This window comes from Arthrobacter sp. T572, assembly GCF_056780115.1.
The window spans coordinates 2,979,374-3,004,428 of the sequence record NZ_JBRAZQ010000002.1 but is presented as its reverse complement, the minus strand read 5'-3'; the positions used below and the strand labels follow the sequence as shown (position 1 = coordinate 3,004,428).

The 25,055-nt window shown below is 62.8% G+C and carries 35 protein-coding genes; 32 read left to right on the top strand and 3 right to left on the bottom strand.

All coding sequences use genetic code 11. The features are described 5' to 3' along the window. Positions 1-3 precede the first annotated feature (3 nt). The 26 genes from rplD (at position 4) to map (ending at position 17,574) form a co-directional block, all read left to right on the top strand. A complete protein-coding gene (gene rplD / locus ACUYMZ_RS15145; RefSeq protein ID WP_426003640.1) occupies positions 4-621 on the top strand; it encodes a 50S ribosomal protein L4 in 618 nt (205 codons plus the stop codon). Then, positions 618-923: a 50S ribosomal protein L23 gene (gene rplW / locus ACUYMZ_RS15140; RefSeq protein WP_021472408.1), complete on the top strand. Its 306-nt coding sequence runs from the start codon at positions 618-620 to the stop codon at positions 921-923. Before rplD ends, rplW begins: the two co-directional genes overlap by 4 nt. 29 nt (positions 924-952) lie before the next feature. After that, positions 953-1,792 carry a 50S ribosomal protein L2 gene (gene rplB / locus ACUYMZ_RS15135; RefSeq protein WP_021472409.1) on the top strand — a complete coding sequence of 280 codons (840 nt, stop codon included), beginning with the start codon at positions 953-955 and terminating at the stop codon, positions 1,790-1,792. Between the two features lie 12 nt (positions 1,793-1,804). Further along, positions 1,805-2,086 (top strand): 30S ribosomal protein S19, encoded by a 282-nt coding sequence (gene rpsS, locus ACUYMZ_RS15130; protein WP_003803803.1) that lies wholly within the window; start codon positions 1,805-1,807, stop codon positions 2,084-2,086. 38 nt (positions 2,087-2,124) lie between these two features. Further along, the gene (gene rplV / locus ACUYMZ_RS15125; protein ID WP_426003639.1) at positions 2,125-2,490 is read left to right on the top strand and encodes a 50S ribosomal protein L22; all 366 of its coding nucleotides are present in this window, start codon (positions 2,125-2,127) and stop codon (positions 2,488-2,490) included. Next, on the top strand, positions 2,491-3,312 hold the full coding sequence (gene rpsC / locus ACUYMZ_RS15120; protein WP_481604193.1) for a 30S ribosomal protein S3: 822 nt from the start codon (positions 2,491-2,493) through the stop codon (positions 3,310-3,312). After that, complete coding sequence (gene rplP / locus ACUYMZ_RS15115; protein ID WP_021472412.1) at positions 3,313-3,729, top strand: 50S ribosomal protein L16; 417 nt, start codon at positions 3,313-3,315, stop codon at positions 3,727-3,729. Between the two features lie 2 nt (positions 3,730-3,731). Next, positions 3,732-4,052 (top strand): 50S ribosomal protein L29, encoded by a 321-nt coding sequence (gene rpmC / locus ACUYMZ_RS15110; RefSeq protein WP_021472413.1) that lies wholly within the window; start codon positions 3,732-3,734, stop codon positions 4,050-4,052. Next, complete coding sequence (rpsQ, locus tag ACUYMZ_RS15105; RefSeq protein ID WP_144659419.1) at positions 4,049-4,345, top strand: 30S ribosomal protein S17; 297 nt, start codon at positions 4,049-4,051, stop codon at positions 4,343-4,345. Before rpmC ends, rpsQ begins: the two co-directional genes overlap by 4 nt. Positions 4,346-4,697: 352 nt before the next feature. Next, positions 4,698-5,066: a 50S ribosomal protein L14 gene (rplN, locus tag ACUYMZ_RS15100; protein ID WP_003803789.1), complete on the top strand. Its 369-nt coding sequence runs from the start codon at positions 4,698-4,700 to the stop codon at positions 5,064-5,066. Between the two features lie 3 nt (positions 5,067-5,069). After that, positions 5,070-5,429 (top strand): 50S ribosomal protein L24, encoded by a 360-nt coding sequence (gene rplX / locus ACUYMZ_RS15095; RefSeq protein WP_347108073.1) that lies wholly within the window; start codon positions 5,070-5,072, stop codon positions 5,427-5,429. Beyond that, on the top strand, positions 5,429-6,007 hold the full coding sequence (rplE, locus tag ACUYMZ_RS15090; RefSeq protein WP_426003637.1) for a 50S ribosomal protein L5: 579 nt from the start codon (positions 5,429-5,431) through the stop codon (positions 6,005-6,007). Before rplX ends, rplE begins: the two co-directional genes overlap by 1 nt. A gap of 78 nt (positions 6,008-6,085) precedes the next feature. Further along, positions 6,086-6,484, top strand: a complete 399-nt coding sequence (gene rpsH, locus ACUYMZ_RS15085) for a 30S ribosomal protein S8 (RefSeq protein WP_426003636.1) — start codon at positions 6,086-6,088, stop codon at positions 6,482-6,484. Positions 6,485-6,502: 18 nt separating this feature from the next. After that, on the top strand, positions 6,503-7,039 hold the full coding sequence (gene rplF, locus ACUYMZ_RS15080; protein ID WP_426003635.1) for a 50S ribosomal protein L6: 537 nt from the start codon (positions 6,503-6,505) through the stop codon (positions 7,037-7,039). A 3-nt stretch (positions 7,040-7,042) separates the two neighbouring features. Next, positions 7,043-7,426, top strand: a complete 384-nt coding sequence (rplR, locus tag ACUYMZ_RS15075; protein ID WP_397325847.1) for a 50S ribosomal protein L18 — start codon at positions 7,043-7,045, stop codon at positions 7,424-7,426. Positions 7,427-7,455: 29 nt separating this feature from the next. Next, on the top strand, positions 7,456-8,127 hold the full coding sequence (gene rpsE / locus ACUYMZ_RS15070; protein WP_426003633.1) for a 30S ribosomal protein S5: 672 nt from the start codon (positions 7,456-7,458) through the stop codon (positions 8,125-8,127). A 2-nt stretch (positions 8,128-8,129) separates the two neighbouring features. Next, positions 8,130-8,336 (top strand): 50S ribosomal protein L30, encoded by a 207-nt coding sequence (gene rpmD / locus ACUYMZ_RS15065; RefSeq protein ID WP_115790334.1) that lies wholly within the window; start codon positions 8,130-8,132, stop codon positions 8,334-8,336. Then, the gene (gene rplO / locus ACUYMZ_RS15060; RefSeq protein ID WP_426003632.1) at positions 8,336-8,806 is read left to right on the top strand and encodes a 50S ribosomal protein L15; all 471 of its coding nucleotides are present in this window, start codon (positions 8,336-8,338) and stop codon (positions 8,804-8,806) included. Before rpmD ends, rplO begins: the two co-directional genes overlap by 1 nt. Before the next feature lie 186 nt (positions 8,807-8,992). Continuing rightward, a complete protein-coding gene (gene secY / locus ACUYMZ_RS15055) occupies positions 8,993-10,303 on the top strand; it encodes a preprotein translocase subunit SecY (RefSeq protein WP_426003631.1) in 1,311 nt (436 codons plus the stop codon). 5 nt (positions 10,304-10,308) lie between these two features. Continuing rightward, positions 10,309-10,878, top strand: coding sequence for an adenylate kinase (locus ACUYMZ_RS15050; protein ID WP_426007591.1), 570 nt, complete (start codon positions 10,309-10,311; stop codon positions 10,876-10,878). A 116-nt stretch (positions 10,879-10,994) separates the two neighbouring features. Then, positions 10,995-12,047, top strand: a complete 1,053-nt coding sequence (locus tag ACUYMZ_RS15045) for a 3-oxoacyl-ACP synthase III family protein (protein ID WP_481604187.1) — start codon at positions 10,995-10,997, stop codon at positions 12,045-12,047. After that, positions 12,044-12,841, top strand: coding sequence for a glycosyltransferase family 2 protein (locus ACUYMZ_RS15040; RefSeq protein WP_442423008.1), 798 nt, complete (start codon positions 12,044-12,046; stop codon positions 12,839-12,841). Before ACUYMZ_RS15045 ends, ACUYMZ_RS15040 begins: the two co-directional genes overlap by 4 nt. Further along, a complete protein-coding gene (locus ACUYMZ_RS15035) occupies positions 12,838-14,013 on the top strand; it encodes a cytochrome P450 (RefSeq protein WP_481604184.1) in 1,176 nt (391 codons plus the stop codon). Before ACUYMZ_RS15040 ends, ACUYMZ_RS15035 begins: the two co-directional genes overlap by 4 nt. Continuing rightward, positions 14,003-15,808 (top strand): class I adenylate-forming enzyme family protein, encoded by a 1,806-nt coding sequence (locus tag ACUYMZ_RS15030; protein WP_481604182.1) that lies wholly within the window; start codon positions 14,003-14,005, stop codon positions 15,806-15,808. The genes ACUYMZ_RS15035 and ACUYMZ_RS15030 overlap by 11 nt, the downstream gene beginning before the upstream one ends. Continuing rightward, positions 15,805-16,716: an NAD-dependent epimerase/dehydratase family protein gene (locus tag ACUYMZ_RS15025; protein ID WP_481604180.1), complete on the top strand. Its 912-nt coding sequence runs from the start codon at positions 15,805-15,807 to the stop codon at positions 16,714-16,716. Before ACUYMZ_RS15030 ends, ACUYMZ_RS15025 begins: the two co-directional genes overlap by 4 nt. A 30-nt stretch (positions 16,717-16,746) precedes the next feature. Further along, on the top strand, positions 16,747-17,574 hold the full coding sequence (gene map, locus ACUYMZ_RS15020) for a type I methionyl aminopeptidase (protein ID WP_442423012.1): 828 nt from the start codon (positions 16,747-16,749) through the stop codon (positions 17,572-17,574). 76 nt (positions 17,575-17,650) lie between these two features. On the opposite strand, the gene ACUYMZ_RS15015 is transcribed toward map, so the two are convergent. From ACUYMZ_RS15015 to ACUYMZ_RS15005, 3 genes are read right to left on the bottom strand one after another with little or no spacing between them, the layout of a single operon-like run. Continuing rightward, positions 17,651-18,997, bottom strand: coding sequence for an ABC transporter substrate-binding protein (locus ACUYMZ_RS15015; RefSeq protein ID WP_481604178.1), 1,347 nt, complete (start codon positions 18,995-18,997; stop codon positions 17,651-17,653). A gap of 54 nt (positions 18,998-19,051) precedes the next feature. Continuing rightward, positions 19,052-19,960, bottom strand: coding sequence for a carbohydrate ABC transporter permease (locus ACUYMZ_RS15010; RefSeq protein WP_481604176.1), 909 nt, complete (start codon positions 19,958-19,960; stop codon positions 19,052-19,054). Beyond that, entirely contained in the window at positions 19,957-20,934 is a 978-nt protein-coding gene (locus ACUYMZ_RS15005) for a carbohydrate ABC transporter permease (protein ID WP_481604174.1), read from the bottom strand. Before ACUYMZ_RS15005 ends, ACUYMZ_RS15010 begins: the two co-directional genes overlap by 4 nt. A 236-nt stretch (positions 20,935-21,170) precedes the next feature. Here ACUYMZ_RS15005 and ACUYMZ_RS15000 point away from each other — a divergent pair, with 236 nt between their 5' ends. The 6 genes from ACUYMZ_RS15000 (at position 21,171) to ACUYMZ_RS14975 (ending at position 24,993) form a co-directional block, all read left to right on the top strand. Continuing rightward, positions 21,171-22,208 carry a P1 family peptidase gene (locus ACUYMZ_RS15000; protein ID WP_481604172.1) on the top strand — a complete coding sequence of 346 codons (1,038 nt, stop codon included), beginning with the start codon at positions 21,171-21,173 and terminating at the stop codon, positions 22,206-22,208. A 194-nt stretch (positions 22,209-22,402) separates the two neighbouring features. Continuing rightward, a complete protein-coding gene (infA, locus tag ACUYMZ_RS14995; RefSeq protein ID WP_009358723.1) occupies positions 22,403-22,624 on the top strand; it encodes a translation initiation factor IF-1 in 222 nt (73 codons plus the stop codon). A gap of 69 nt (positions 22,625-22,693) precedes the next feature. Next, entirely contained in the window at positions 22,694-22,807 is a 114-nt protein-coding gene (gene rpmJ / locus ACUYMZ_RS14990) for a 50S ribosomal protein L36 (protein ID WP_011775570.1), read from the top strand. A gap of 196 nt (positions 22,808-23,003) precedes the next feature. Continuing rightward, complete coding sequence (gene rpsM / locus ACUYMZ_RS14985; protein ID WP_021472434.1) at positions 23,004-23,381, top strand: 30S ribosomal protein S13; 378 nt, start codon at positions 23,004-23,006, stop codon at positions 23,379-23,381. A gap of 52 nt (positions 23,382-23,433) precedes the next feature. Next, positions 23,434-23,835: a 30S ribosomal protein S11 gene (rpsK, locus tag ACUYMZ_RS14980; RefSeq protein WP_021472435.1), complete on the top strand. Its 402-nt coding sequence runs from the start codon at positions 23,434-23,436 to the stop codon at positions 23,833-23,835. A 147-nt stretch (positions 23,836-23,982) separates the two neighbouring features. Further along, positions 23,983-24,993 carry a DNA-directed RNA polymerase subunit alpha gene (locus ACUYMZ_RS14975; protein ID WP_347108054.1) on the top strand — a complete coding sequence of 337 codons (1,011 nt, stop codon included), beginning with the start codon at positions 23,983-23,985 and terminating at the stop codon, positions 24,991-24,993. Positions 24,994-25,055 lie beyond the last annotated feature (62 nt).

Here is a 25,055-nt window from a genome sequence, read left to right as displayed (position 1 = left end):
TCAATGACTAGCACTGTCAAGGTAGACCTGCCTGCAGAGATCTTCGACGTCCAGACCAACGTGCCGCTGCTGCACCAGGTCGTCGTCGCCCAGCTCGCTGCTGCCCGCCAGGGTACCCACAAGACCAAGACCCGCGCCGAAGTTTCCGGTGCCGGCCGCAAGCCGTTCAAGCAGAAGGGCACGGGCCGCGCCCGCCAGGGCTCCATCCGTGCACCGCACATGACCGGCGGTGGCATTGTCCACGGTCCGACCCCGCGCGACTACACGCAGCGCACCCCCAAGAAGATGAAGGCTGCTGCACTCCGCGGCGCCCTGTCTGACCGCGCCCGCAACGGCCGCATCCACGTCCTCGAGTCCCTGGTTGCCGGCACCAAGCCGTCCTCCAAGGAAGCCCTGGCGTCGCTGCGTGCAGTTTCCGAGCGCAAGAACCTGCTCGTTGTTATCGAGCGCGCCAACGACGTTGCTGCACTGTCCGTGCGCAACCTCGCAGATGTTCACGTTCTGTACGCAGACCAGCTGAACACCTACGATGTGCTGATCTCCGACGACGTGGTCTTCACCAAGGCTGCTTTCGATGCGTTCGTCGCTGACAAGGCAAAGAACGAGGAGGCCTCCAAGTGAGCGTAACCACCATCAAGGATCCGCGCGACGTCGTGCTTGCACCCGTCGTTTCGGAAAAGAGCTACGGTCTGATCGACGAAGGCAAGTACACCTTCCTGGTGGATCCTCGCTCGAACAAGACCGAGATCAAGCTGGCCGTGGAGAAGATCTTCTCCGTCAAGGTCGAATCGATCAACACCATCAACCGTGCCGGTAAGCGCAAGCGCACCAAATTCGGCTGGGGACAGCGCAAGAGCACCAAGCGTGCGATTGTCACCCTCAAAGAAGGCACTATCGACATCTTCGGCGGTCCGCTCGCGTAGCGGAGACCACTTTAACGAGGAAATAAATTATGGGAATCCGTAAATACAAGCCGACTACCCCGGGCCGTCGCGGCTCGAGCGTAGCCGACTTCGCTGAAATCACGCGGTCGACTCCGGAAAAGTCGTTGCTGCGTCCGCTGCACAAGACCGGCGGCCGTAACAACACCGGTAAGATCACCACCCGCCACAAGGGTGGTGGACACAAGCGCCAGTACCGTCTGATCGACTTCCGTCGTCACGACAAGGACGGCATCAACGCCCGCGTTGCCGAAATCGAGTACGATCCGAACCGTACGGCTCGCATCGCCCTCCTGCACTACGTTGATGGCACCAAGCGTTACATCATCGCTCCGAACAAGCTGTCCCAGGGTGACTTCGTCGAGGCCGGTCCCGACGCTGACATCAAGCCGGGCAACAACCTGCCGCTGCGCAACATCCCCGTCGGTACCGTGATCCACGCAGTTGAACTGCGTCCGGGTGGCGGCGCCAAGATGGCCCGCTCCGCAGGTGCTTCGGTCCAGCTCGTCGCCAAGGAAGGCCGCTTTGCACAGCTGCGCCTGCCCTCCGGCGAAATCCGCAACGTTGACGTGCGCTGCCGCGCAACCGTCGGCGAGGTCGGCAACGCCGAGCAGTCGAACATCAACTGGGGCAAGGCCGGCCGTATGCGCTGGAAGGGCGTCCGCCCGACCGTCCGTGGTGTAGCCATGAACCCGGTTGACCACCCGCACGGTGGTGGTGAAGGCAAGACCTCCGGTGGCCGTCACCCCGTCAACCCCAACGGCAAGCCCGAGGGCCGCACCCGCCGTCCGAACAAAGAGAGCGACAAGCTTATTGTTCGTCGCCGCCGTACTGGCAAGAACAAGCGATAGGAGCCTGGACACATGCCACGCAGCCTGAAAAAAGGTCCTTTCGTTGACCAGCACCTCTTTGTGAAGGTCGCACGGGAAAACGAGAAGGGCACCAAGAACGTCATCAAGACCTGGTCCCGCCGTTCGATGATCATCCCCGACATGCTCGGACACACGATCGCCGTACACGACGGACGCAAGCACATTCCGGTGTTTGTCACTGAGTCGATGGTCGGGCACAAGCTCGGCGAATTCGCTCCGACGCGGACATTCCGCGGCCATGTTAAGGACGACCGTAAGGGCAAGCGCCGCTAGGCGCCTGGCTTTACGTCTTAGACGAGAGAAGGAAAGCAATGGAAGCCAAGGCAATTGCGCGTCACATCCGCGTAACGCCTATGAAGGCCCGGCGCGTCGTCAACCTTGTTCGTGGCAAGCAAGCGAATGAGGCTCTGGCAATTCTGAAGTTTGCCCCGCAGGCAGCTTCGGAGCCGGTCTTCAAGGTACTTCAGTCGGCAATGGCCAACGCACGTGTCCTCGCGGACCGCGACGGCGTTGCATTCGACGAGACCGACCTCTTCATCAGCGAAGCATTCGTTGATGAGGGCCCCACCATGAAGCGGTTCCAGCCGCGTGCCCAGGGCCGCGCATACCGCATCAAGAAGCGGACCAGCCACATCACCGTGGTCGTCGCAACCCCGGAGAAAGAGGAGGCTCGCTAAGTGGGACAGAAAGTAAACCCGCACGGGTTCCGACTCGGCATCACCAGCGACCACGTTTCGCACTGGTTCGCTGACAGCAACAAGCCGGGCCAGCGCTACAAGGACTTTGTCCGCGAGGACATCAAGATCCGTCAGCTCATGTCCACGGGCATGGAGCGCGCAGGCATCGCCAAGGTTGAGATCGAGCGCACCCGCGACCGCGTCCGCGTGGACATCCACACGGCACGTCCGGGCATCGTTATCGGCCGCCGCGGCGCCGAGGCAGACCGCATCCGCGGCGAGCTCGAAAAGCTCACCGGCAAGCAGGTACAGCTGAACATCCTCGAGGTCAAGAACCCCGAGATCGAAGCACAGCTGGTTGCCCAGGGCATCGCTGAGCAGCTGACTTCCCGCGTGGCTTTCCGCCGTGCGATGAAGAAGGCCATGCAGTCCGCACAGCGTGCGGGTGCCAAGGGTATCCGTGTTGCTTGCTCGGGCCGTCTGGGCGGGGCAGAAATGTCCCGTTCGGAGTTCTACCGCGAAGGCCGTGTGCCCCTGCACACCCTCCGCGCGAACATCGATTACGGCTTCTACGAAGCCAAGACGACCTTCGGCCGCATCGGTGTGAAGGTTTGGATCTACAAGGGTGACGTCACCGCCAAGGAACTGGCCCAGCAGGCAGCTGCTGCTCCGTCCCGTGGCCGTGGTGGAGACCGTCCGGGCCGCCCGGGTGGCGACCGCCGTCGTCGTAACGACCGTCCGGCAGCTGAGGCAGCACCTGCTGCCATTGAAGCACCGGCCGCTGAAGCTGCTGCTCCTGCAGCAGAAGGAGGACAGGCTTAAATGCTTATCCCACGTCGAGTCAAGCACCGTAAGCAGCACCACCCGGGTCGTTCCGGCGCTGCTACGGGCGGCACCAAGGTCACCTTCGGTGAGTACGGTATCCAGGCACTGAGCCCGGCATACGTTACCAACCGTCAGATCGAATCCGCCCGTATCGCGATGACCCGCCACATCAAGCGTGGCGGTAAGGTCTGGATCAACATCTACCCGGACCGTCCGCTGACCAAGAAGCCTGCTGAAACCCGTATGGGTTCCGGTAAGGGTTCCCCGGAGTGGTGGGTCGCAAACGTCAAGCCGGGCCGGGTTCTGTTCGAACTCTCCGGTGTCAATGAAGAGGTAGCTCGCGAGGCACTGCGCCTGGCAATCCACAAGCTCCCGTTGAAGGCACGCATTGTGCGTCGCGAAGGTGGTGAATAGAAATGGCAGTAGGGTCGAAGGATCTCGCACCCGCACAGCTGGACGGTTTCGACAACGAGCGTCTCGTTGAAGAACTCCGCAAGTCCAAGGAAGAGCTGTTCAACCTGCGTTTCCAGTCCGCCACCGGCCAGCTGGAGAACCACGGTCGTCTGCGCGCGGTAAAGAAGGACATCGCACGCATCTACACCGTGCTTCGTGAGCGCGAGCTGGGCATTCGTGCCGAGGTTGCCGCACCGGTTGTGGAAGCCAAGGAAGAAAAGAAGTCCAAGAAGGCTGCCAAGGCTGAAACTGCCGAGGTTGAAGCTGGAGAGGACGCCAAGTGAGCGAGAAGGAAAACGTGACGGAAGCAGCAGCCAGCGCTGAACAGCGCGGTTACCGTAAGACGCGTCGCGGCTACGTAGTCTCCGACAAGATGGAAAAGACCATCGTTGTCGAGGTTGAAGACCGCGTGAAGCACGCTCTGTACGGCAAGGTTATTCGCCGCACTTCGAAGATCAAGGCTCACGACGAGCAGAACACCGCCGGCATCGGCGACCTCGTTCTGATCGCCGAGACCCGCCCGCTGTCCGCTACCAAGCGGTTCCGCCTGGTGGAGATCCTCGAAAAGGCCAAGTAAATCCCGCGCCGGGCATGCCCGGCAGGTTTACTGGAAGGGTCCGCGTTCCGTATGGAGCGCGGGCCCTTCCGCTTTCCCGGCCGGTTATGGTATGGCCCGAAAGCATGCTAAGATTTTGAGTTTGTATGGCGCCATTTGTGTGCCATCGACTACCTCGTAAACAATCGTGCCACTGCATACTGCCCCGCGCAGGGTTTTCCTGCAAGGGAAGCTGATGCTCGTGGCACGGGCGTTTAGGCCTGTTCTGGCAAAATCCAGGCAGGTCCAGAGACACCCCGATCAACCGTTCCGCAAGGCTCATTCCGTATGCATGTTTTCGGTCTGAGAACCAGCGCGACGCAAGGAGTAAAAATTGATTCAGCAGGAGTCGCGACTGAAGGTCGCCGACAACACGGGTGCTAAGGAAATCCTTACCATTCGCGTTCTCGGTGGATCCGGCCGTCGCTACGCAGGCATTGGCGACGTCATCGTCGCAACCGTCAAGGACGCTATCCCTGGCGGCAACGTAAAGAAGGGTGACGTCGTCAAGGCCGTCATCGTTCGTACCAAGAAGGAACGCCGCCGTGCGGATGGTTCCTACATCAAGTTTGACGAGAACGCAGCTGTGATCCTGAAGAACGACGGTGACCCCCGCGGTACCCGTATCTTCGGCCCGGTTGGTCGTGAACTTCGCGACAAGAAGTTCATGAAGATCGTTTCGCTGGCCCCGGAGGTGCTCTAGTCCATGGCTAAGATCAAGAAGGGTGACCTCGTTCAGGTCATCACCGGCGCCAAGCAGGAACGCGGCGGCGACCGCGGCAAGCAGGGCAAGGTCCTGCGCGTATTCCCCGCCACCAACCGCGTGCTGGTAGAAGGAATCAACCGCGTCACCAAGCACACCAAGGTTGGTCAGTCCCAGCGCGGCACCAAGACCGGCGGCATCGAGGTTGTTGAAGCCCCGATCCACGTGTCCAACGTTGCCCTGGTTGACCCGTCGACCAAGAAGCCGACCCGCGTTGGTTTCCGTCTCGACACCGTTGAGAAGGACGGCCGCACCAAGACCGTTCGTATCCGCGTGTCCAAGGCCACCGGGAAGGACATCTGATGACTGAGACTCTCGAGACTCCAGTGAAGATCGTTCCTCGTCTGAAGACGAAGTACGCAGAGACCATCAAGAAGTCCCTGCAGGACGAGTTCAACTACGCGAACGTGAACCAGGTTCCCCGCCTGGTGAAGGTCGTTGTGAACATGGGTGTTGGAGATGCCGCCAAGGACTCCAAGCTGATCGACGGCGCTGTCCGCGACCTCACCCTGATCACCGGCCAGAAGCCGCAGGTAACCAAGGCCCGCAAGTCGATCGCACAGTTCAAGCTGCGCGAAGGCATGCCGATCGGTGCACACGCAACCTTGCGTGGAGACCGCATGTGGGAATTCGTGGACCGTCTGGTATCGCTGGCCCTGCCGCGTATCCGTGACTTCCGCGGCCTCAACGGCAAGCAGTTCGATGGCAACGGCAACTACACCTTCGGTCTGACCGAGCAGGTTATGTTCCACGAAATCGACCAGGACTCCATCGACCGCGTCCGCGGTATGGACATCACGGTCGTCACCACTGCCAAGACCGACGACGAAGGCCGCGCGCTGCTCAAGGCGCTTGGTTTCCCGTTCAAGACTGAAGACTAACTACGTAAAAGGTCCGGCCGTGCCAGCTCCTAAGAGCCGGCACCGCGGAAACCGTTACGAGGAAGGGCTATAGCCCAAATGACTATGACAGATCCTGTCGCAGACATGCTTACGCGTCTGCGCAACGCAAACTCGGCATACCACGACTCCGTCACCATGCCGTACAGCAAGCTGAAGGCACGCGTCGCCGACATCCTGAAGGCAGAAGGCTTCATCGCCGACTGGAAGGAAGAGGACGCAGAGGTTGGCAAGAAGCTGACCATCAGCCTGAAGTTCGGTCCGAACCGCGAGCGTTCGATCGCTGGTGTCCGCCGCATCTCCAAGCCCGGTCTCCGCGTTTACGCGAAGTCCACCAACCTGCCTCACGTGCTGGGTGGCCTGGGTATCGCAATCCTGTCCACCTCTTCCGGCCTCCTGACTGACAAGCAGGCCGGCAAGAAGGGCGTGGGCGGCGAAGTCCTCGCGTACGTCTGGTAACGGGAGAGGAAGAGAATAATGTCACGTATTGGACGTCTCCCCATCACCGTTCCCGCCGGCGTTGAAGTCAAGCTTGATGGCTCCGTCATCAGCGTCAAGGGCGCCAAGGGCGAGCTGAGCCACACTGTGGCCAGCCCGATCGAGGTTTCCCTGGAAGAGAACACCCTGACGGTCACCCGCCCGAACGACGAGCGCAACTCGCGTTCGCTGCACGGCCTGACCCGCACCCTGATCTCCAACATGATCGTGGGTGTCACCGAGGGCTACGAGAAGAAGCTTGAAATCGTCGGTACCGGTTACCGTGTTCAGGCCAAGGGTGCTGACCTGGAGTTCGCTCTGGGCTACAGCCACCCGGTGAACGTCTCTGCTCCGGAAGGCATCACTTTCGCGGTAGAGGGCCCCACCAAGCTCTCCGTTTCGGGTATCAACAAGCAGCAGGTTGGCGAAGTTGCTGCCAACATCCGCAAGCTGCGCAAGCCCGATCCCTACAAGGGCAAGGGTGTCCGTTACGCCGGCGAGGTCATCCGCCGCAAGGTCGGAAAGGCTGGTAAGTAAACCATGGCCATCGCAATTAACAAGAAGCGTTCGAACAAGAGCAAGTCTGCTGCCCGCAGCCGTCGCCAGCTTCGTATCCGCAAGCGCATCACGGGTACCGCTGTTCGTCCCCGCCTGATCGTCAACCGCTCGGCACGTCACGTGTTCGTTCAGGTTGTCGACGACAGCAAGGGCGTTACCGTGGCTTCGGCTTCCACCCTGGAAGCTGACCTGCGCGCATTCGACGGAGACAAGACTGCCAAGGCCAAGCGCGTCGGCGAGCTCGTTGCCGAGCGTGCCAAGGCTGCCGGTATCGAAGCTGTTGTCTTCGACCGTGGCGGTAACAAGTACCACGGCCGCATCGCCGCCGTCGCTGACGGTGCACGTGAAGGTGGGCTGGCACTGTGACCGCTGAAAACAACGAAAAGGACATTCAGGTGACTGAAGCTGTAGCTGCTGAAGCAACTGAGACCGCTGCCGCTACCGAGGACCGCCGCGGCGGCCGTCGTGGCGAGCGCGGCGAGCGTGGCCAGGGCCGCGGCGACCGTGGTGGCCGTGGTGGCCGCGACGGCGGTCGCGAGGCCGAGAAGAGCCAGTTCGTAGAGCGCGTTGTAACCATCAACCGTGTTGCCAAGGTCGTCAAGGGTGGTCGTCGCTTCAGCTTCACCGCCCTGGTGGTCGTCGGTGACGGCAACGGTCTGGTCGGCGTCGGCTACGGCAAGGCCAAGGAAGTTCCCGCTGCTATCGCCAAGGGCGTTGAAGAGGCCAAGAAGTCCTTCTTCCGCGTTCCGCGCGTTGGCAACACCATCCCGCACCGCGTGCAGGGTGAGGCTGCTGCAGGCGTTGTCCTGCTGCGTCCGGCTTCCGCCGGTACCGGTGTTATCGCCGGTGGTCCGGTCCGTGCGGTATTGGAGTGCGTGGGTATCCACGACATCCTCTCCAAGTCGCTCGGTTCCTCCAACGCGATCAACATCGTTCACGCGACCGTTGACGCCCTGAAGCAGCTCGAAGAGCCCGCTTCCGTGGCTGCCCGCCGTGGCCTGCCGCTGGACGAGGTCGCTCCGGTTGCCCTGGTGCGTGCGCTCCAGAACCAGAAGGCAGGTGTCTAGTCATGGCTAAGAACCTGACTCCCTCCGACGCCAAGTTGGAGATCACCCAGATCAAGGGCGTCATTGGCGCCAAGCAGAACCAGCGCGAAACCCTTCGGTCGCTCGGCCTGAAGCGCATCGGACACACCGTTGTCCGTACCGCTGACGCCGTGACTGTTGGCATGCTCAACACGGTTCCGCACCTCGTGAATGTAGAGGAGGCGAAGTAATGGCAGAGAACGAGACCGCTGAGAAGCAGAACGCTCTGAAGGTCCACCACCTGCGTCCCGCCCCGGGTGCCAAGACCGCCAAGACCCGTGTGGGTCGTGGTGAAGGCTCCAAGGGTAAGACCGCTGGTCGCGGTACCAAGGGTACGAAGGCCCGCTACCAGGTAAAGGCTGGCTTTGCCGGCGGCCAGCTGCCGCTGCACATGCGCCTGCCGAAGCTGCGCGGCTTCAAGAACCCGTTCAAGGTTGAATTCCAGGTTGTTAACCTGGACAAGCTGAACGAGCTCTTCCCCGAAGGTGGCGCTGTCACCGTCGAGTCCCTGGTTGAGAAGGGCGCCGTTCGCAAGAACCAGCCCGTCAAGGTGCTGGGCACCGGCGACATCACCGTCAAGGTTGACGTCACCGCCCACGCTTTCTCTTCCAGCGCTGCTGAAAAGATCGCTGCTGCAGGCGGAAGCACCACGGCTCTCTAAGAGTCTGTGGGGCGTTTGCCCACAGTCATAAAGATCCCGGCATGCGGGGCCACAGGCCCTGTATGCCGGGATTTTTTTGCTGGTTGTGGACTCTCGATTATTACGACGGCGTCACAAGCAGCTAGACTCGGTTGTTGGGTTTCAATGAGCCCATTCACATCCTTGTACTTAAACTCAGGAGGACGCTTGCTCAGCGCATTCGGACGGGCGTTTCGGACGCCCGATTTGCGACGCAAGTTGTTGTTCACGCTGGGAATCATCACAATCTTCCGCTTGGGAGCTTTCATCCCCTCGCCTGGTGTGAACTACCAGAATGTCCAGCAATGCTTGATCAACGGTGATACCTCGCAGGGCATCTACCAGCTGGTGAACCTGTTCAGCGGCGGTGCGTTGCTGCAGGTGTCGGTTTTTGCCTTGGGCATCATGCCCTACATCACGGCGAGCATCATCGTGCAGTTGCTCCGCGTGGTCATTCCGCGGTTCCAGCAGCTGTATGAGGAAGGCTCCTCCGGTCAGTCCAAGCTGACGCAGTACACCCGGTACCTGACCATCGCCCTGGGCCTCCTGAATGCCACCACCCTGGTGTCGTTGGCGCGTTCGGGCCAGCTGCTGCCGGGCTGCAACCTGCCGATCATTCCGGATGAAAGCATCATCGCCACCATCCTGATCATCATCACGCTGACGGCCGGTACGGGCCTCATCATGTGGATGGGCGAGCTTGTCACGGAAAAGGGCGTGGGCAACGGCATGTCCCTGCTCATCTTCACGTCCATTGCGGCGAGCTTCCCGGGTTCGCTCGGTTCCATCTGGGAGTCCAAGGGACCGGGTACCTTCTTCACGGTGCTGGCGGTCGGTCTCCTGACAGTCGCCCTGGTGGTCTTCGTGGAGCAGTCGCAGCGTCGTGTTCCCGTTCAATATGCCAAGCGCATGATCGGGCGACGCACCGTTGGCGGCACCAGCACCTACATCCCCATCAAGGTGAACATGGCCGGCGTCGTGCCCGTCATCTTTGCCTCCTCCATGCTGTACCTGCCGGGCCTGATTGCACAGTTCAACCAGCCGCAGGCAGGGGAGCCGATCGCTCCGTGGGTTGAATGGATCAACAACAACCTCACCCGCGGCGACCATCCCATCTACATGGCGCTCTACTTCGCCATGATTGTTTTCTTCACCTACTTCTACGTGGCCATCACCTTCAACCCTGAAGAAGTGTCGGACAACATGAAGAAGTACGGCGGGTTCATTCCGGGCATCCGGGCGGGTAAACCGACCGCGGACTACCTGCAGTACGTGCTTTCCAGGATCACTTTGCCTGGAGCCCTCTACCTGGGCTTCGTGGCGTTGATTCCGCTGGTCGCACTCGTCCTGATCAACGCCAACCAGAACTTCCCGTTCGGTGGCACCTCAATCCTGATCATGGTGGGCGTCGGCCTGGAAACCGTCAAGCAGATTGATGCGCAGCTACAACAACGTCACTACGAAGGGCTTTTGCGATGACGAGAATGCTGATCATTGGACCTCCGGGTTCGGGTAAGGGTACGCAGGCTGAGCGGATTTCCGAGCGGTTGGGCGTGGTGGCCATCTCCACCGGCGACATCTTCCGTGCCAACGTCAAGGGCGAGACCCCGCTGGGTATCGAAGCCAAGAAGTACATGGACGCCGGGGACTTTGTTCCGGACAGCGTGACCAACAAGATGGTCCGGGACCGCCTCAGCGAAAGCGATGTGGAGAACGGCTTCCTTTTGGACGGATACCCCCGTACCACCGCCCAAGTGGACTACCTGGACCAGATCCTCGCCGAGGGCCAGCAGGAGCTCGACGTCGTGCTCCAGCTGACCGCCGACGACGAAGAACTGGTAAGCCGCCTCCTTGGCCGTGCCAAGGAAACCGGACGCTCAGACGACAACGAGGCCGTCATCCGCCACCGGTTGGACCTTTACCACGAGCAGACCGAGGCCGTTGTTGCCAAGTACGCCGAGCGTGGCATCCTCACGCAGGTGGACGGTATCGGCGGGATCGACGAGGTCACGGACCGCGTCCTGACCGCAATCGAATCCGCCAAGGCCGTCTAGGCCGTCTAGGCAGCTTTTCCACATAGCCGGTCAGCCGGCGCTGGAGCAGAGGGTGTGTCCCGTACCATGGGTGCGGGACACACCCTTTTCGTTGGCGGCATACAGTGGGGGACCGCATGCAGGAAGCTCTTTCCGGACGCAGCAGGATGGCAGGTTTGGAGGTCTATCTTCCTCCAGCGCGCCTGGACACTTCCGCCGTCGAACAACGCATCGCGGAGTCGAGTCCAGGGTTCCGCGTTCCCAGGGGCCTGATCCACCGGGTCACCGGGATCAGGACCCGCACTGTCATGGCGGACACAGAGCAGGCCTCGGACCTGGCGGCGCATGCCGCTGCCAAGCTGCTGGCCCAATGCGGGCTGCAGGCTACGGACATCGGGCTCCTCATTTTCGCCTCCGCCAGCCAGGACATGGTGGAACCGGCCACGGCCCATATGGCGGCAGCCAAGCTGGGATTGTCCTGCCCGGTGATGGACGTCAAGAATGCCTGCAACAGCTTCCTCAACGGACTGGAAGTGGCAGACGCCCTGATTGCGTCGGGCCGCTACAGCCGGGTCATGGTGGTTACAGGGGAAGCCCCGTCACGGGCTGTTCGGTGGGCGGTTCCTGACTTCGCGACTTTTACGTCGAGCTTCCCCGGGTACACCATGAGCGACGGCGGGGCTGCCTTGCTGCTGGAAGCCGTACCACCTGCCGGGGAGCAGGGTGATGCTGCAGCAGGTCCGGAGGGTGTCCTCGCCACCGCTTTCACGGCCAAGAGCAGCCATTGGTCCGTGGGGACCCTCGCCGCAGGTGGCTCGGCATATCCCAGGGATCCTGAGGCCAGCTACTTCAGCATGGATGGGGAAAAGCTCAAGGATGCGTTCCTTGACTTGGGATGCGGGATCCTCGATGACACCCTCGACCGGATGGGGTTGCAGTGGAACGACTTCGCGGTGGTGTGTGTGCATCAGGTGAGCGCCCCCTACCGTGAGATCTTCGCAGCGCGTGCCGGGGTCGCCCCCGAACTCCTGGTGCCCACCGTGGAAGAGTTCGGCAACCTGGCCTCGGCCAGTCTTCCCCTGCAGTTGAAAGTGGCCATGGACACAGGCCGTTGCGCACCCGGTGATCTGGTGGCCCTGGTTGGTCTTGCCGGCGGGGTGAGCCTGGGAATGGCCGTGGTGCGGCTGTGACACTATCGGCACGGAACCCGCAGTTGGACAGCACGGCACCAGTCCAGCGTCTGTGCATTGCAGTTCCCATGCTTAACGAGGAGAAACTGGTCCTGCAGACGCTGGAAGCTTTGGCGGCCCAGGAGTACCGGGACTTCAGCGTGGTGGTGGTGGACAACGGATCCACCGACGACAGTTGTGGGATTGTGGCCCGTTTTGCCGCGGCGCATCCGTGGCTGGATGTGCGGCTGGTTCACGATCCCGAGAAAGGCACCGGCGCGGCAGCAGACACCGGCATGCGTTTCGGTGTGGATCACGGAGCGCAATGGCTGGCGCGCACCGATGCGGATTGCCTGCCCGAGCCCACGTGGACGGCACGGATCGTCCAGGCCTTTGGCGACGGACTGGAACTGATTGCGGGCCAACTGATTCCGCGTGACGATGAGGGCATCACCGCGTGGGAGCGCCGCATGATGCTCCTGGCCGTGGAGGTGGCATCTTTCTTTGGCCGCATCCGGCCGGGTAACAAGGGGGAGGGCTACCTGGGGCCGTACCAGATGCTGCCGGGTTGCAACATGGCAATCACCGCGGAGATGTACACCCGGTCAGGAGGCTTTCCCCGGTCCCGGATCGAGGACCTCCACGAAGACCGGGCCTTATCCAACAGGGTCCGCAAGCTGACCCGCAACTATGCCCTTCGCCGTGACGTGGTGGTCCATGGTTCCTCACGCAGGGTGAAAGCCTGGGGGTTGAAGAACACCCTTGCCTGGTATGCGGACCACAGGTACCGGCCCGACCACGTGGATATCCGATGATCGAGGCCGGGCACTGGGAACAGAAGGTGCACCTTGCTGCCCATCCTGTCCTCTACCCGCTGGTTCGCGGTTTGGGCCGTCTCCGGCCGGTGATGCGGCTTCCTGGGCTGGGGGTGTTGGTCAGCGACGCCGCGCTGATCCGCCAGGTGTTGATGGACGGGGAGCGCTTCGTCAAGAACGGACCGTCAGGCTCAGGAGCGCTCTGGACACCCGTGGTTGGACCCCGGGCGCTGGTCAACATGGACGGACCGGAGCATCGCGAACTGCGGCGGAAGCTGGCCGATTTGTTCACTCCGGGGCAGGTGTCCGGGATCGTGGAACCTGCTGGCCAGGCACTGCGCTCCAGGGTCGATCGTGAGTTGGATGCCGATGCCCGGGTGGACCTGGTGGACTGCGTCAAGGAGCTTGCCGGGGGAGTCATCTCCCGCCTCCTCGGGATTCCGGAAGATGCTCCCGGACGCCTGCCGGACAGGGAACTGTACGACCTCGGCTCGTCCATTTCTTCGCTCGTTCGTCTGGGGCGTCCCACCCTGACCGCACGCCAAGCCGCCAAGGGCAGGGCCGCCGTCGAGGTGCTGGCGGGGCCGGCGAAGGCCGCCTACCGTGACAGCGATCCCGGCAGCTTCCCTGGCCGGCTGCGCAGCCTGGGCATGTCGGAGGAGGAGGCCATGGGGATCATCAGCGCTTTTGTCATGGTGGGCACGGAAACACTGGTGTCCTTTGTGCCGAGGCTGATTGCCTTGCTGGCTGACAGCGGCCGGCTGGAGGGCCTGGTGAAAAACCGGGACGGGCTTCCGGCTGCTGTCACGGAAGCGCTGCGCTACACGGTTCCCTCACCCATGATGCTCCGCGACTCCACGGCGGCCTCCAGGCTTGGTGGCATACCCGTCCGCCAGGGCGACAGGATCCTGCTGTCCACCATCCATGCGTCCAAAAGCCTCGGCGGTTTTGATCCCGGACAGCCGGTGCCCGGGGCAGCGCGCCAACTCTGGTTTGGTGCCGGGCCACATTTTTGCATCGGCATGCCGCTGGCCATGGCGGAGATCAACGCAGTGCTGCAGGTTCTGCTGGACCGCCACGCCCAGCGACCTTGGGTGATTGCGTCCCGGCGGGTGAGCAGGCGAGTGTTGATTCCCGGCTACAGCAGCTTGGAGGTAGCCAATGCCCGGTGATGCGACGTCGGCCCCGACGGCGACAACGGCCACCACAACAGGGACGCAGACCGCCGTGGACCTCATCGCAGCGGTCTATGCCGCCGCGGAAAGGAACCCGGACAGCCCTGCCATCACGGCGCCGGGCAGGGCAGTCGCTCGCCTTGGGAGGAAGCCGGGCAGGACGAGGCCCGGGCCCACCATGACCTACAGGGAACTGGTGGACGGGATCGAAGCGACAGCGCGAAGCCTGGCGGCAGACGGTTTCGGCGCTGGGGAGCGGATGCTCTTTTCTGTCCGTCCCAGCCCGGCGGCTTTTACCCTGGCCCTCGGGGCAGTCCGGGCCGGTGGTTCCGTGGTCTTCATTGATCCGGGTATTGGCCCCTCACTGTTCCATGACCGCGCCGAACTGGCGGCGCCGCGCTGGGCAGCGGCAGAGTCGCTCCTGTATGCGCTCAGCACCAAGAGCCCGCTCCGTCCGTTGGCCCGCCGAAAGGGCCTGCTGTTGCCGGACTACGGTGCCATGAAAGTCCGGCACTACTACTCGGGCCCGTGGCTGCCGGGGGTTCCGGCAAGGGCGACACCCGTCAGGCGCCTGGCCCGGGAACACAGCGACCACGGTTCGCTTCAGTGGGATGCGGAGAAGGATGCCGGCCAGGAGGCGGTCATCATCTTCACTTCCGGCACCACGGGCGCTCCGAAAGGTGTGGTGCACACCCGGGGTTCACTGGCGGCGGGTTTCGACCAGCTGTCCCGGAAGTGCACTTTCGGACCTGGTGACCGCATCCACTCCGAACAGTTGATGATGGGATTGCCGGCGCTCATTGCAGGTGCACACTGGACCATGCCCGGGTACGGGTTCTCGTCCCACATCGACCCCCTTCGCCTGGCCGCTGAGCTTGGTCCTGTGGCCGGGGCGGCAGCCCCTTACGACGCCGCCACTCACCTGTTCCTTGTGCCATCCCAGTTGGCTCCGATCCTGGACGCGGTAGAGGAAGGCACGGTGGTGCTCCCAGGCTCGCTCAAGACCGTGATGCTGGGGGCGGCTCCGGTGTTGGCGCCGTTCCTCAAACGGGCCATGGGACTGCTTCCAGGGGTCGACTTCAAGCTCATTTACGGAATGACCGAGCTCCTTCCCATCGCAATCGCCGACGGGAGGGAGAAGCTGGCCTTCGCCAGCGGAACCGATGCCGGGTTCACGGCCCCCGATGGAAGCGGCGAAGGTGACTTCCTGGGAGAGCCGCTGCCCGCCGTCGTAATCCACGTGGGAGAAGACCACGAGTTGTACGCGAGCGGTCCCAACATGTGCCGCGGGTACCTTGGCGGGGAACCGATGGTGGAACACGCTACCGGTGACCTGGTGCGGCTCGACTACGGACCCGCCGGAAGCGGCCCGGGAAACACAGCGGGTAGCGGGACAGACGACGGCGGCACGAGACCGCCACGGTTGGTGATGATCGGGCGCACGAAAGACATGATCATCCGGGGAAAGACCAACATCTACCCCGCACTGTATGAGCCGCTCATCCTCTCGATCCCGGGCGTCCGTGCGGCCGCCATGGTGGGGGTCGCGGACGCCATAGGAGACGAAGCCGTAGTTCTGGCAGTGGTGCCCGCCCCGGACGTGTCCGCGAAAACGCTGCTCGCAAGGCTTGGGAAGGAACTTCCACGGCTGATCGACGAGTCTGCCCTGCCGGACCGCATCGAACTGGTCAGCTCCATCCCCGTGAGCGGCCGGCACAGGAAACCTGACCGGCAGGCACTGAGGTCGCTCGTCGCGGGAAGACCCGCGGGCGGGGACAGGGGCACGCCATGAGGATCGCCGTGACGGGAGCCACGGGGTTCATAGGGGGAGCGGTCGCTTCAGCCGCCGAAGCCCGGGGCTGGGAGGTGGTGCGCTTTGCGCGTCGTCGCGGACCCTCGCTGACGTACTGGGACCTCGCCGGGGTACCACCGGCGCACCTGCCTGCGGTAGACGCCGTCGTTCATGCAGCGGCGCATGTGGCCGACTGGGGTGACCCGGGAATCTTTCACCGGGCGAATGTCCACGGCACGCGCGCAGTGGCGGAGGCGTACGCGGGGACCCGCCTGGTCCACGTCTCGAGCTCCAGTGTCTATCCGTGGTGGACGCCGTGTTCCAACCGGGCGGAAGAAGAAGTAGCTTCCCGGCACCTCGGCGCGTATGGACGCAGCAAGGCGCTCGCAGATGTTGAAGCACGCCGCCACGCGAACTCAGTGGTCCTGCGCCCGCACGGCGTCTACGGTCCAGGGGACCGGACCCTCCTGCCCCGGCTCGTCGCCAACATCCGCGGAAACCACCTCATGACCGTCGGCCGTGAGGATGTGAGCCACCAGCTGACACACATCGACAACCTGGTCCGCGCCGTGCTGGCAGCGTGCTGCGCCGGAATCCGCGGGGCAGTCAATGTGGCTGATGCAGCCCCGGTGGAGCTGGGGGGCGTGCTGCGCCAGGTCCTCGACGCCACCGGCCACCAGCACGTGGGTATCCGGTACGTTCCCTACTCCGTGGCCATGGCTCTTGCTGTTGGCTCAGAAGCTGCAGCCGCCGCCACGGGCAAGGCTCCCCGCCTGACCCGCTATGCCGTGAGCCAGCTCGGAATGGAGCGGACCTACCGTCTTGACCGGCTGCGCGGGGACCTGGGAATCGAGCCAATTTCGACCACGCTCCTTGATGCGGGAAAATGGTTGGAGCGTGGGGCCTGACCGGCTCCACAGGAATCTTTAGAGGAGAACATGGCGTTCGGTCAGCCCCGCATCGAATACAAGACGAACGAGCAAATGCGGAAAATGCAGGAAGCCGGGTTGGTCCTCAGCCGGGCACTCGATGCTGCTGTCGCAGCTGCCAAGGCAGGAGTCACCACCAAGGACCTGGACGACGTCTTTGCGGCGGTCCTCAATGATGCCGGAGCAAAGTCCAATTTCCTGGGCTATCACGGCTTCCCTGCCACCATCTGCACCTCCGTGAACGAGGAAGTGGTGCATGGGATCCCCGGAGGCCGGGTCCTCGAAGACGGTGACATCATTTCCATCGACGGTGGATGCATCGTTGACGGGTGGCACTCGGACTCCGCCCGCACCGTGATCGTGGGCACGGCGGACCCCGAAGACCAGCGTCTTTCCGACGTGACGGAAGCTGCCCTGTGGAGGGGCATCGCGGCCCTGGCCAAGGGCAAGTTCGTGGGCGACATCGGCAATGCCGTTGATGACTACGTTTCCTCGGTGCCGGGCAAGCCGCTGGGAATCCTGGAGGACTACGTCGGCCACGGCATCGGCTCCGAAATGCACATGGCGCCCGACGTCCTGAACTACCGGACAAACCATCGGGGACCGAAGATCCGCCCGGGACTGTGCCTGGCGATCGAGCCGATGCTTGTACGCGGAGGCATTGAGACCGCCACCCTGGAGGACGACTGGACCGTGGTGACTACCGACGGCAAGCGCTCCTGCCAGTGGGAGCATTCCGTAGCCGTCCATGAGAAGGGTATCTGGGTCCTGTCCGCACCTGATGGCGGGGCAGAAAAGTTAGCGCCGCTCGGCGTCGTGCCCGTTCCGATCCCTTAGCAACAACAGGACAGGCGAGGGGCTGCCGTGGTTATTGGACCACTGGCAGCCCCGCTTCCTTGCTTTGTCAGAAGGGCTACGCCTTCAACTTCGGCTTCACATCCTTGGTGTAGATGCCCTCAAGGGTTTTCTTGAGCTCCGTCATGGTCGCCTTGACGTCGCCCTGTTGGGTGAGGATCTTTGCGGCGGCCTTGGCCATCTCCTGGTCGGCGCCGGGCAGGAACACGCGGGCGTTGTCCTGGACGCGGGTGACGGCCAGCTGGTCCATCGCGGTCTTGATCTGCGGCGTGGCAGCCAGCACGGCGGACATGTCGGCCGACAGACGCGTGGGCATGTACCCGGTAGCGGCCGAGAAAGCCGCCGTGTTGTCCGGTTCCGTCATGAACTTCAGGAACGTGGCGGCCGCAAGTTGCTCCTCCTTGCTGATGCCGCTCGGAATGCCCAGTCCTGCACCGCCGGTGGGGCAGACGCCCGACGTGACCTCAGGCCCGCCGGGGAGGAAGCCGACGCCAACGTTGAACTTGGCCGCCTTGAGCACGCCCAGCAGGGAGCCCGTGGACGAAATGGTGGCGGAGGTGATCCCGGCGGCGAAGTCGTCGGCAGCCTCCTTGGAAGAAACGCCGGCCCAACCATCCTTGTAGATGGAGTCCTGCGCCCACTGCAGCGCGGCGACGGCCTTCTCCGAATCGCAGGTGATGTCCCAGTCCTTGGACCAGTTGCCGCCCCAGCCCCACAAGTTGTTCTGCAGCGTCCACCCGGCGTAACCGGCCAGTGCAGGGTAGATGTAGGCGTACTGGGCGCCCGAGGTTGCCTTGAGCTTTGGCGCCCATTCGGCGAATTCCTGCCACGTTGCCGGCGCCCGGTCCGGCAGGCCTGCCGCCTTGAAGTGGTCCTTGTTGTAGTAGAACAAGGGGGTGGACCGGCCATACGGAAGGGCCCACTGCTGGTTGTCGTACTGGTAGTCGTCAACCAGGGACTTCTGGAAGTCGTCCAGCTTGATGTCGAGCTGCTTCACCAGCCCGTCGAGGGGAATGATGCTGCCATTGGAGAAGTACCGGAACCACCAAACGTCGGAGAGGACCACCAGGCCGGGCAGTCCGGTCTTTGCCGCCTGGGAGGTCTGGAACTTCTGGGCGATCTCCTCGTAGTTGGCACCTGCGGTGACAAGGTTCACCTTGATGTCGGGGAACTTCGCGTGGAATTTATCGATGATGGACTTCTCCACGTCCTGGGACTTGCCGGGGTGGTTGGTCCAGAAATCGATGGAGGCGGCGGGCTTGACGCCGCTGAAGTCGATGGCAGCCGTTTCGACGGCGGTTCCGGGACCCGCCGTCGACGGCCCACCGCAGGCTGCCAGGGCTGCTGTTCCGGCGCCGAGGCCTGCAAGGCCAAGGAAATGCCGACGGTCAAGATTCGTGCGCATGGTGCTTCCTCTCAAATGACGTGCGTAGATGCGAAATAGTGCGGGTGGAGAGTGTTAGCCGGTGACGCTGCCTTGCGTCAGTCCGGCGACGATGTAGCGCTGCAGCGCGGCGAAGACCAACAGGATGGGCACGATCACCAGGACAGCACCCGCCATGAGGATGCCCCAGCCTGCCCCGTTGCCCTCGGAGTTCTGGAGCAGGGTCAGGCCGACCGGCAGCGTCATGGTTTCGGGTCGGTCGGTGATGATGAGCGGCCAGATGTAGTCGTTCCATTCGCTGACCACCGTCACCAAGGCCACGGTGGCTACCGATGGCAGGGAGACGGGGACAATGATCTGCCACAATCGCCGCCAATGCCCGGCGCCGTCGATCTCGGCGGCTTCCAGGATGGAGGGCGGCAGGGTCAGGAAATGCTGCCGGAGCAGGAAGGTGCCGTATGCCGTGCCAAGACCGGGGAGGATGATGCCCCACAGCGTGTTCTTCCCGCCCATGCCCGCGATCAGGATGTAGTTGGGCAGGATGGAGACCTGCGCCGGCACCATGAGCGCCACCAGGATCAGCACGAAAATCACGTTCTTGAAGGGGAACCGGACGAACACCAGCGCGTAGGCGGTGAGGATTGTCAGGACCACCTTGATGGATGACCCAACCGCCGTGACGATCAGGCTGTTGGTGAAAAACTGCGCGAACGGCACCGTGGTCATGGCCGTGGCGTAGTTCTCAAGGTTGAGCGACTCCGGCAGGATCTTCAGGTCCGTGGTCACGATCTCGCCGGGCTGTTTGAAGGAACTGAGCACCATCCAGAGCAGGGGGAGGAATACCACCAACGTGGCAATGATGAGCGGGATGTAGCCGGTTGCCAGGGTTTTGACCAGGTTGGCTGCGGACAGCGGCCTGGCGCGCGGCGGCTCTTGGTGTGGTTCGAGGGGAGGAACGACGGCGGCGGGAGACTGCGCGCTCATGAGTAGTGGACCTTTCGCTCAACAAAGCGCAGTTGGAGGACAGTGATGACCAACAGGATTGCGAAGAGGATCACCGAGATCGCGGCCGAGTAGCCTGCCCTGTTGTAGGCGCCGAACGCCTGGAGGTAGGCCTCGTAGATCAGTGTGCTGGTACCGTTCCCGAGCGGGGTCATGATGCGGATGAGGTCAAATGCCTGTAGGGAACTGAGCATGGTGGTGATCAGCAGGAAGAACGTGGTGGGGGAGAGCAGCGGCACCGAGATGTTGAAGAAGCGCCGGATGCTGTTGGCCCCGTCCAGTGCTGCGGCCTCCATGACGTCGCGCGGCAGCGACTGCAGGCCGGCGAGGTACACCACGGCGCAGTACCCGAGGTTCTTCCAGACGTAGACAATGATGACCATCGCCAGTGAAAGCTGGGGGTCGTTGATCCACTGGGGGCTCTGCTGTCCCAGCCCGCGGAGGATCCATGCGAGCACGCCGTAACCGGGATCGAAGATGAACAGCCACACCAGGCCGACGCCCACCCCGGACAGGACATAGGGTGCGAATACCGCCGAACGGGCAAAAGTGGTGCCGCGGACGTTCGAATTAAGTGCCAGTGCCACGAGCAAGCCCAGCACCATGGAACCGCCGACGGTAACCACTGTGAAGACTGCCGTGGTTCCAAGGACCTTGGAGGCATCCTCGCTGGCGAAGAACGTGACGTAGTTTTGCAGGCCCACCACTGTTGCCGAAGCCGAACCCAACGTCCAGTCCAGCGTGGAGTAGTAGATGTTGTTGATCAGCGGCCAGTACGTGAAGGTAGCGATCAGGGCCAGGTTTGGCAGGGCCATGGCCAGGAAGACGAGGAAATCCTTGCGGCTGCGGCCGGACCAGCGTTTGGCGGCGCGGACAGGTGCAGGCCTGAGTTCAGGCGGCACGGTGCCCGGTGCGGCCGCAGTTCCAGCGCGGCGGTTAACGAGTCGGGTAGTCATGGATCACTTACGTTGTGAGGCGAACTTTTAGGTGCCGGCCCGGATCGGGGCGGCGGGAGACAGCCCTAGCTCACCACAGCGCAAGGCCCTGGGCGGGCCAAAACCGGCCACAGTACCGATAGTTGGCTGACACTTCCGGACCCGTTTACTCGCCGTTACTCCGGAGTTGGGATTCGAGGCTTGGCTCCCACTTCCACCGGCCTTGGCCGCGAAGCCAGCCAGTGGAGAATGGAGCCATGAAGGCGATCACCGATGTTCCCGGAATAAGGGTTGGACACTCGCAAAAGGCTGGCGGGGGGTGGCTCAGTGGCGTGACCGTCGTGCTTCCGCCGCCTGGAACCGTGGGATCGGTGGATGTCCGGGGTGGGGGCCCGGGGACGCATGAGACTGACGCGTTGGATCCAACGACGCTCGTATCCACAGTGGATGCCGTGGTCCTCACCGGTGGGAGCGCCTTCGGCCTGGTAACCGCCCATGGGGCCCAGCGATGGTGCGAGGAGCAAGGGAGGGGTTTCGCCGTTCCCGGGACCGTGGTTCCGATAGTCCCGGCGGCGGCCATCTTCGACCTCGGACGCGGTGGCGACGTGCGCGCCCGACCCGACGAGGACATGGGCTACCAGGCAGCCGCCGCAGCCTTTGCCTCAGGCGACCATGCCGCCGTCGTGCGTGGAAACGTTGGTGCGGGAACCGGTGCCGTTGTTGCCCGAGGGCAGTTCAAGGGCGGAATAGGTACATCCTCGATCACGCTTGACCGTGGCGTCATTGTAGGTGCGCTGGCGGTGGTTAACGCGCTCGGGATGCCAGTGGGGCTGGGACCCGGCAGCGCGCGTCTAAGGTGGGGCCACGACGGCGGGGTTCCCTGGCCGAGCTTGCGAGGCGAGGGGGCCGTTGGGGAGGAACGACCGAGCGCGCAGAGGGTCGCAGACCCGCTGGCCCCACCTCAGGGACTCAACACCACGCTTGTCGTCATCGCTACGAATGCAATTCTGGATGTAGCGGAGTGCAGGCGGACTGCTTCGTCGGGCCACGCGGGGCTGGCCCGGGCGCTTGATCCTTCCCATACCCTCGCCGACGGTGACACCGTGTTCGCGTTGGCGACTGGCGCCGTCGGGCTTGACCGCAGCAGTGAGCAGGCGCGGCAGGTCTCGCTCATCACGCTCCAAAGCGCCGCGGCAGAAGCCGTCCGGCTGGCGATTCTGGACGGCGTCACGTCGGCTGTAAGCATCACGACGGCGGCCGGAAGCTTCCCTGCCTACCGGGACGCCGGGGAGTGACGGGGCGGAAAAGGTGCGCTACCATGAACGGATTTAACTTTCACGCCCCAGTGGCGTAAAGTTGTCTGTTGGTTGTCTGTACAGCCACGCCCTTTTTGGTGTGGTGGTTCCAAGAGGGCCAAGCAAACAAAAAACGTCCGCTGGATCGCCGGTGCCTACCGGAGGACTGCGGCAAACAACAGTTAGCGGAGGATATGGCCAAGAAGGACGGGGTCATTGAGATCGAGGGCGTTGTGACTGAGGCGCTGCCCAACGCGATGTTTCGTGTTGAGCTGACCAACAAGCACATCGTGCTCGCACACATCTCTGGGAAGATGCGTCAGCACTACATTCGAATCCTCCCCGAGGACCGCGTAGTGGTGGAGCTGAGCCCATACGACCTCACACGTGGTCGTATCGTCTACCGCTACAAGTAAATTGCTGGGCGGCAGGGCATGTCCCGCGCCGCTCCAGCAGATCAACTGCAAAACACGCAAAGGAACGCCATGAAGGTCAAGCCGAGCGTCAAGCAGATCTGCGACAAGTGCAAAGTGATCCGCCGTAACGGCCGGGTCATGGTGATCTGCGAGAACCCGCGCCACAAGCAGCGCCAGGGCTAATTCCCCGCAAGGGAATCAGCGCCCGCAAGGGCAAACCTGGGTTGCTAACCCACGCAAGTAAATAAAGGCAGCACAAGCTGAGCTGGGACAGAAGTACAGAGCCCGGACAGCGTACCCCCGGTCGGAGGCTGGGGCCGCACTGACAGTGCGGGTGTACTGCCTACGACCTCCGGTTTATTCAAGGAGTACCGCCACTATGGCTCGTCTCGCTGGCGTAGACATTCCCCGCGAAAAGCGGTTGGAAATTGCGCTTACTTACATCTACGGCGTGGGCAAGACCCGTGCACACGAAACCCTGGCTGCCACCGGCATCAGCCCTGACGTTCGCGTCAAGGACCTGACTGACGCCGAGCTGGTCCAGCTGCGTGACTACATTGAAGGCAACTACAAGGTTGAGGGTGACCTTCGCCGCGAGGTAGCCGCTGACATCCGCCGCAAGGTTGAGATCGGCAGCTACGAAGGCCTGCGCCACCGCAAGGGCCTGCCCGTACGCGGTCAGCGTACGAAGACCAACGCTCGTACCCGCAAGGGCCCGAAGCGCACCGTCGCCGGCAAGAAGAAGGCCGGACGTTAATCCCCACGGGATTGACCTGGTTTTCCCCCGATAACTTTCTGTAGGAGAAACAATGCCCCCGAAGACTCGTGGAGCGGTCCGTAAGCCGCGTCGCAAGGATAAGAAGAATATTGCGCTTGGACAGGCGCACATCAAGAGCACCTTTAACAACACCATCGTGTCCATCACGGACCCGACTGGCGCTGTGATCTCCTGGGCTTCCGCCGGTGAGGTTGGCTTCAAGGGCTCCCGTAAGTCCACCCCGTTCGCTGCCCAGATGGCTGCTGAGGCTGCTGCAAAGCGCGCCCAGGAGCACGGTCTGCGCAAGGTTGACGTTTTCGTCAAGGGCCCGGGTTCGGGACGCGAAACCGCAATCCGTTCGCTTCAGGCTGCCGGCCTCGAGGTTGGCTCCATCCAGGACGTCACCCCCAGCGCCCACAACGGTTGCCGCCCGCCGAAGCGCCGCCGCGTCTAATTAGGTTCTACCTGCCTGACGGCCGGGCCTGCTTGTGAAGGGATGTCCTTTCGCAAGCATGGTCCGGCTGGTCAGGCTGGAAACCGAAGCCGATTTCCACCACCTGTGTTGCGTCATATAGCGGATGCTCGCTGAAAGGAAACCTAAGTGCTCATTGCACAGCGCCCCACCCTGTCTGAAGAAGTTGTAGCCGAGAACCGCTCCCGTTTCATCATTGAACCGCTGGAGCCGGGCTTCGGTTACACCCTCGGAAACTCCCTCCGCCGTACCCTGCTCTCCTCCATCCCCGGTGCCGCTGTTACCAGCATCCGGATCGATGGCGTGCTGCACGAGTTCACCACGGTTCCGGGTGTCAAGGAAGATGTCACCGAGATCATCCTGAACATCAAGAACCTTTCGGTTTCCTCCGAGCACGATGAGCCGGTTGTTGCGTACCTGCGCAAGCAGGGCCCCGGAGTCGTCACCGCCGCGGACATCGCTCCGCCGGCCGGCGTCGAATTCCACAACCCGGATCTGCACATTGCCACCCTGAACTCGAAGGGCAAGTTCGAACTCGAACTGACCATCGAGCGCGGCCGTGGCTACGTTTCGGCAGCTCAGAACAAGTCCGGCGACTCCGAGATCGGCCGTATCCCGGTCGACTCGATCTACTCGCCGGTCATGAAGGTAACTTTCCGCGTGGAAGCTACCCGTGTTGAGCAGCGCACCGACTTCGACAAGCTCATTGTCGACGTCGAGACCAAGCAGGCTATCGCTCCGCGCGACGCTGTTGCTTCTGCAGGCACCACCCTGGTGGAACTGTTCGGTCTGGCCCGTGAGCTGAACACCGCAGCTGAAGGTATCGAGATCGGCCCGTCGCCCACAGACGCTGCCCTGGCAGCTGACATGGCTCTGCCGATCGAGGATCTGGACCTGACGGTCCGTTCCTACAACTGCCTCAAGCGTGAGGGCATCCACACCGTGGGTGAACTCGTTGCCCGCTCCGAGGCTGACCTGATGGACATCCGCAACTTCGGTGCGAAGTCCATCGACGAGGTCAAGGCAAAGCTCGTGGAACTGGGTCTGTCCCTGAAGGACTCCCCTCCCGGTTTCGATCTCGCAGCCCGCGCCGCAGCCATCGAAGAGGACGACGCCGCGTTCAGCGACGACGAGCTCTAACAAGCAGATCTTGGTCGACGGGTCCAGTGATGGACCCGGCCGGCTTACACAACAGGAGAAAT

Excerpts from the sequence above, each read along its gene's own strand:
- infA (WP_009358723.1), top strand. The coding sequence starts at position 22,403 with ATGGCCAAGAAGGACGGGGTCATTGAGATCGAGGGCGTTGTGACTGAG.
- ACUYMZ_RS15010 (WP_481604176.1), bottom strand. The coding sequence starts at position 19,960 with ATGAGCGCGCAGTCTCCCGCCGCCGTCGTTCCTCCCCTCGAACCACAC.
- ACUYMZ_RS15000 (WP_481604172.1), top strand. The coding sequence starts at position 21,171 with ATGAAGGCGATCACCGATGTTCCCGGAATAAGGGTTGGACACTCGCAA.
- rplF (WP_426003635.1), top strand. The coding sequence starts at position 6,503 with ATGTCACGTATTGGACGTCTCCCCATCACCGTTCCCGCCGGCGTTGAA.
- ACUYMZ_RS15005 (WP_481604174.1), bottom strand. The coding sequence starts at position 20,934 with ATGACTACCCGACTCGTTAACCGCCGCGCTGGAACTGCGGCCGCACCG.
- rpmJ (WP_011775570.1), top strand. The coding sequence starts at position 22,694 with ATGAAGGTCAAGCCGAGCGTCAAGCAGATCTGCGACAAGTGCAAAGTG.
- rpmD (WP_115790334.1), top strand. The coding sequence starts at position 8,130 with ATGGCTAAGAACCTGACTCCCTCCGACGCCAAGTTGGAGATCACCCAG.
- rpsM (WP_021472434.1), top strand. The coding sequence starts at position 23,004 with ATGGCTCGTCTCGCTGGCGTAGACATTCCCCGCGAAAAGCGGTTGGAA.
- rpmC (WP_021472413.1), top strand. The coding sequence starts at position 3,732 with ATGGCAGTAGGGTCGAAGGATCTCGCACCCGCACAGCTGGACGGTTTC.
- rplV (WP_426003639.1), top strand. The coding sequence starts at position 2,125 with ATGGAAGCCAAGGCAATTGCGCGTCACATCCGCGTAACGCCTATGAAG.
- rplD (WP_426003640.1), top strand. The coding sequence starts at position 4 with ATGACTAGCACTGTCAAGGTAGACCTGCCTGCAGAGATCTTCGACGTC.
- ACUYMZ_RS15045 (WP_481604187.1), top strand. The coding sequence starts at position 10,995 with ATGCAGGAAGCTCTTTCCGGACGCAGCAGGATGGCAGGTTTGGAGGTC.
- rpsS (WP_003803803.1), top strand. The coding sequence starts at position 1,805 with ATGCCACGCAGCCTGAAAAAAGGTCCTTTCGTTGACCAGCACCTCTTT.
- ACUYMZ_RS15030 (WP_481604182.1), top strand. The coding sequence starts at position 14,003 with ATGCCCGGTGATGCGACGTCGGCCCCGACGGCGACAACGGCCACCACA.
- rplX (WP_347108073.1), top strand. The coding sequence starts at position 5,070 with ATGGCTAAGATCAAGAAGGGTGACCTCGTTCAGGTCATCACCGGCGCC.
- rplO (WP_426003632.1), top strand. The coding sequence starts at position 8,336 with ATGGCAGAGAACGAGACCGCTGAGAAGCAGAACGCTCTGAAGGTCCAC.
- ACUYMZ_RS15025 (WP_481604180.1), top strand. The coding sequence starts at position 15,805 with ATGAGGATCGCCGTGACGGGAGCCACGGGGTTCATAGGGGGAGCGGTC.
- ACUYMZ_RS15050 (WP_426007591.1), top strand. The coding sequence starts at position 10,309 with ATGCTGATCATTGGACCTCCGGGTTCGGGTAAGGGTACGCAGGCTGAG.
- ACUYMZ_RS15015 (WP_481604178.1), bottom strand. The coding sequence starts at position 18,997 with ATGCGCACGAATCTTGACCGTCGGCATTTCCTTGGCCTTGCAGGCCTC.
- rplB (WP_021472409.1), top strand. The coding sequence starts at position 953 with ATGGGAATCCGTAAATACAAGCCGACTACCCCGGGCCGTCGCGGCTCG.
- rplR (WP_397325847.1), top strand. The coding sequence starts at position 7,043 with ATGGCCATCGCAATTAACAAGAAGCGTTCGAACAAGAGCAAGTCTGCT.
- rpsH (WP_426003636.1), top strand. The coding sequence starts at position 6,086 with ATGACTATGACAGATCCTGTCGCAGACATGCTTACGCGTCTGCGCAAC.
- map (WP_442423012.1), top strand. The coding sequence starts at position 16,747 with ATGGCGTTCGGTCAGCCCCGCATCGAATACAAGACGAACGAGCAAATG.
- ACUYMZ_RS15035 (WP_481604184.1), top strand. The coding sequence starts at position 12,838 with ATGATCGAGGCCGGGCACTGGGAACAGAAGGTGCACCTTGCTGCCCAT.
- rplE (WP_426003637.1), top strand. The coding sequence starts at position 5,429 with ATGACTGAGACTCTCGAGACTCCAGTGAAGATCGTTCCTCGTCTGAAG.
- rpsK (WP_021472435.1), top strand. The coding sequence starts at position 23,434 with ATGCCCCCGAAGACTCGTGGAGCGGTCCGTAAGCCGCGTCGCAAGGAT.
- rplP (WP_021472412.1), top strand. The coding sequence starts at position 3,313 with ATGCTTATCCCACGTCGAGTCAAGCACCGTAAGCAGCACCACCCGGGT.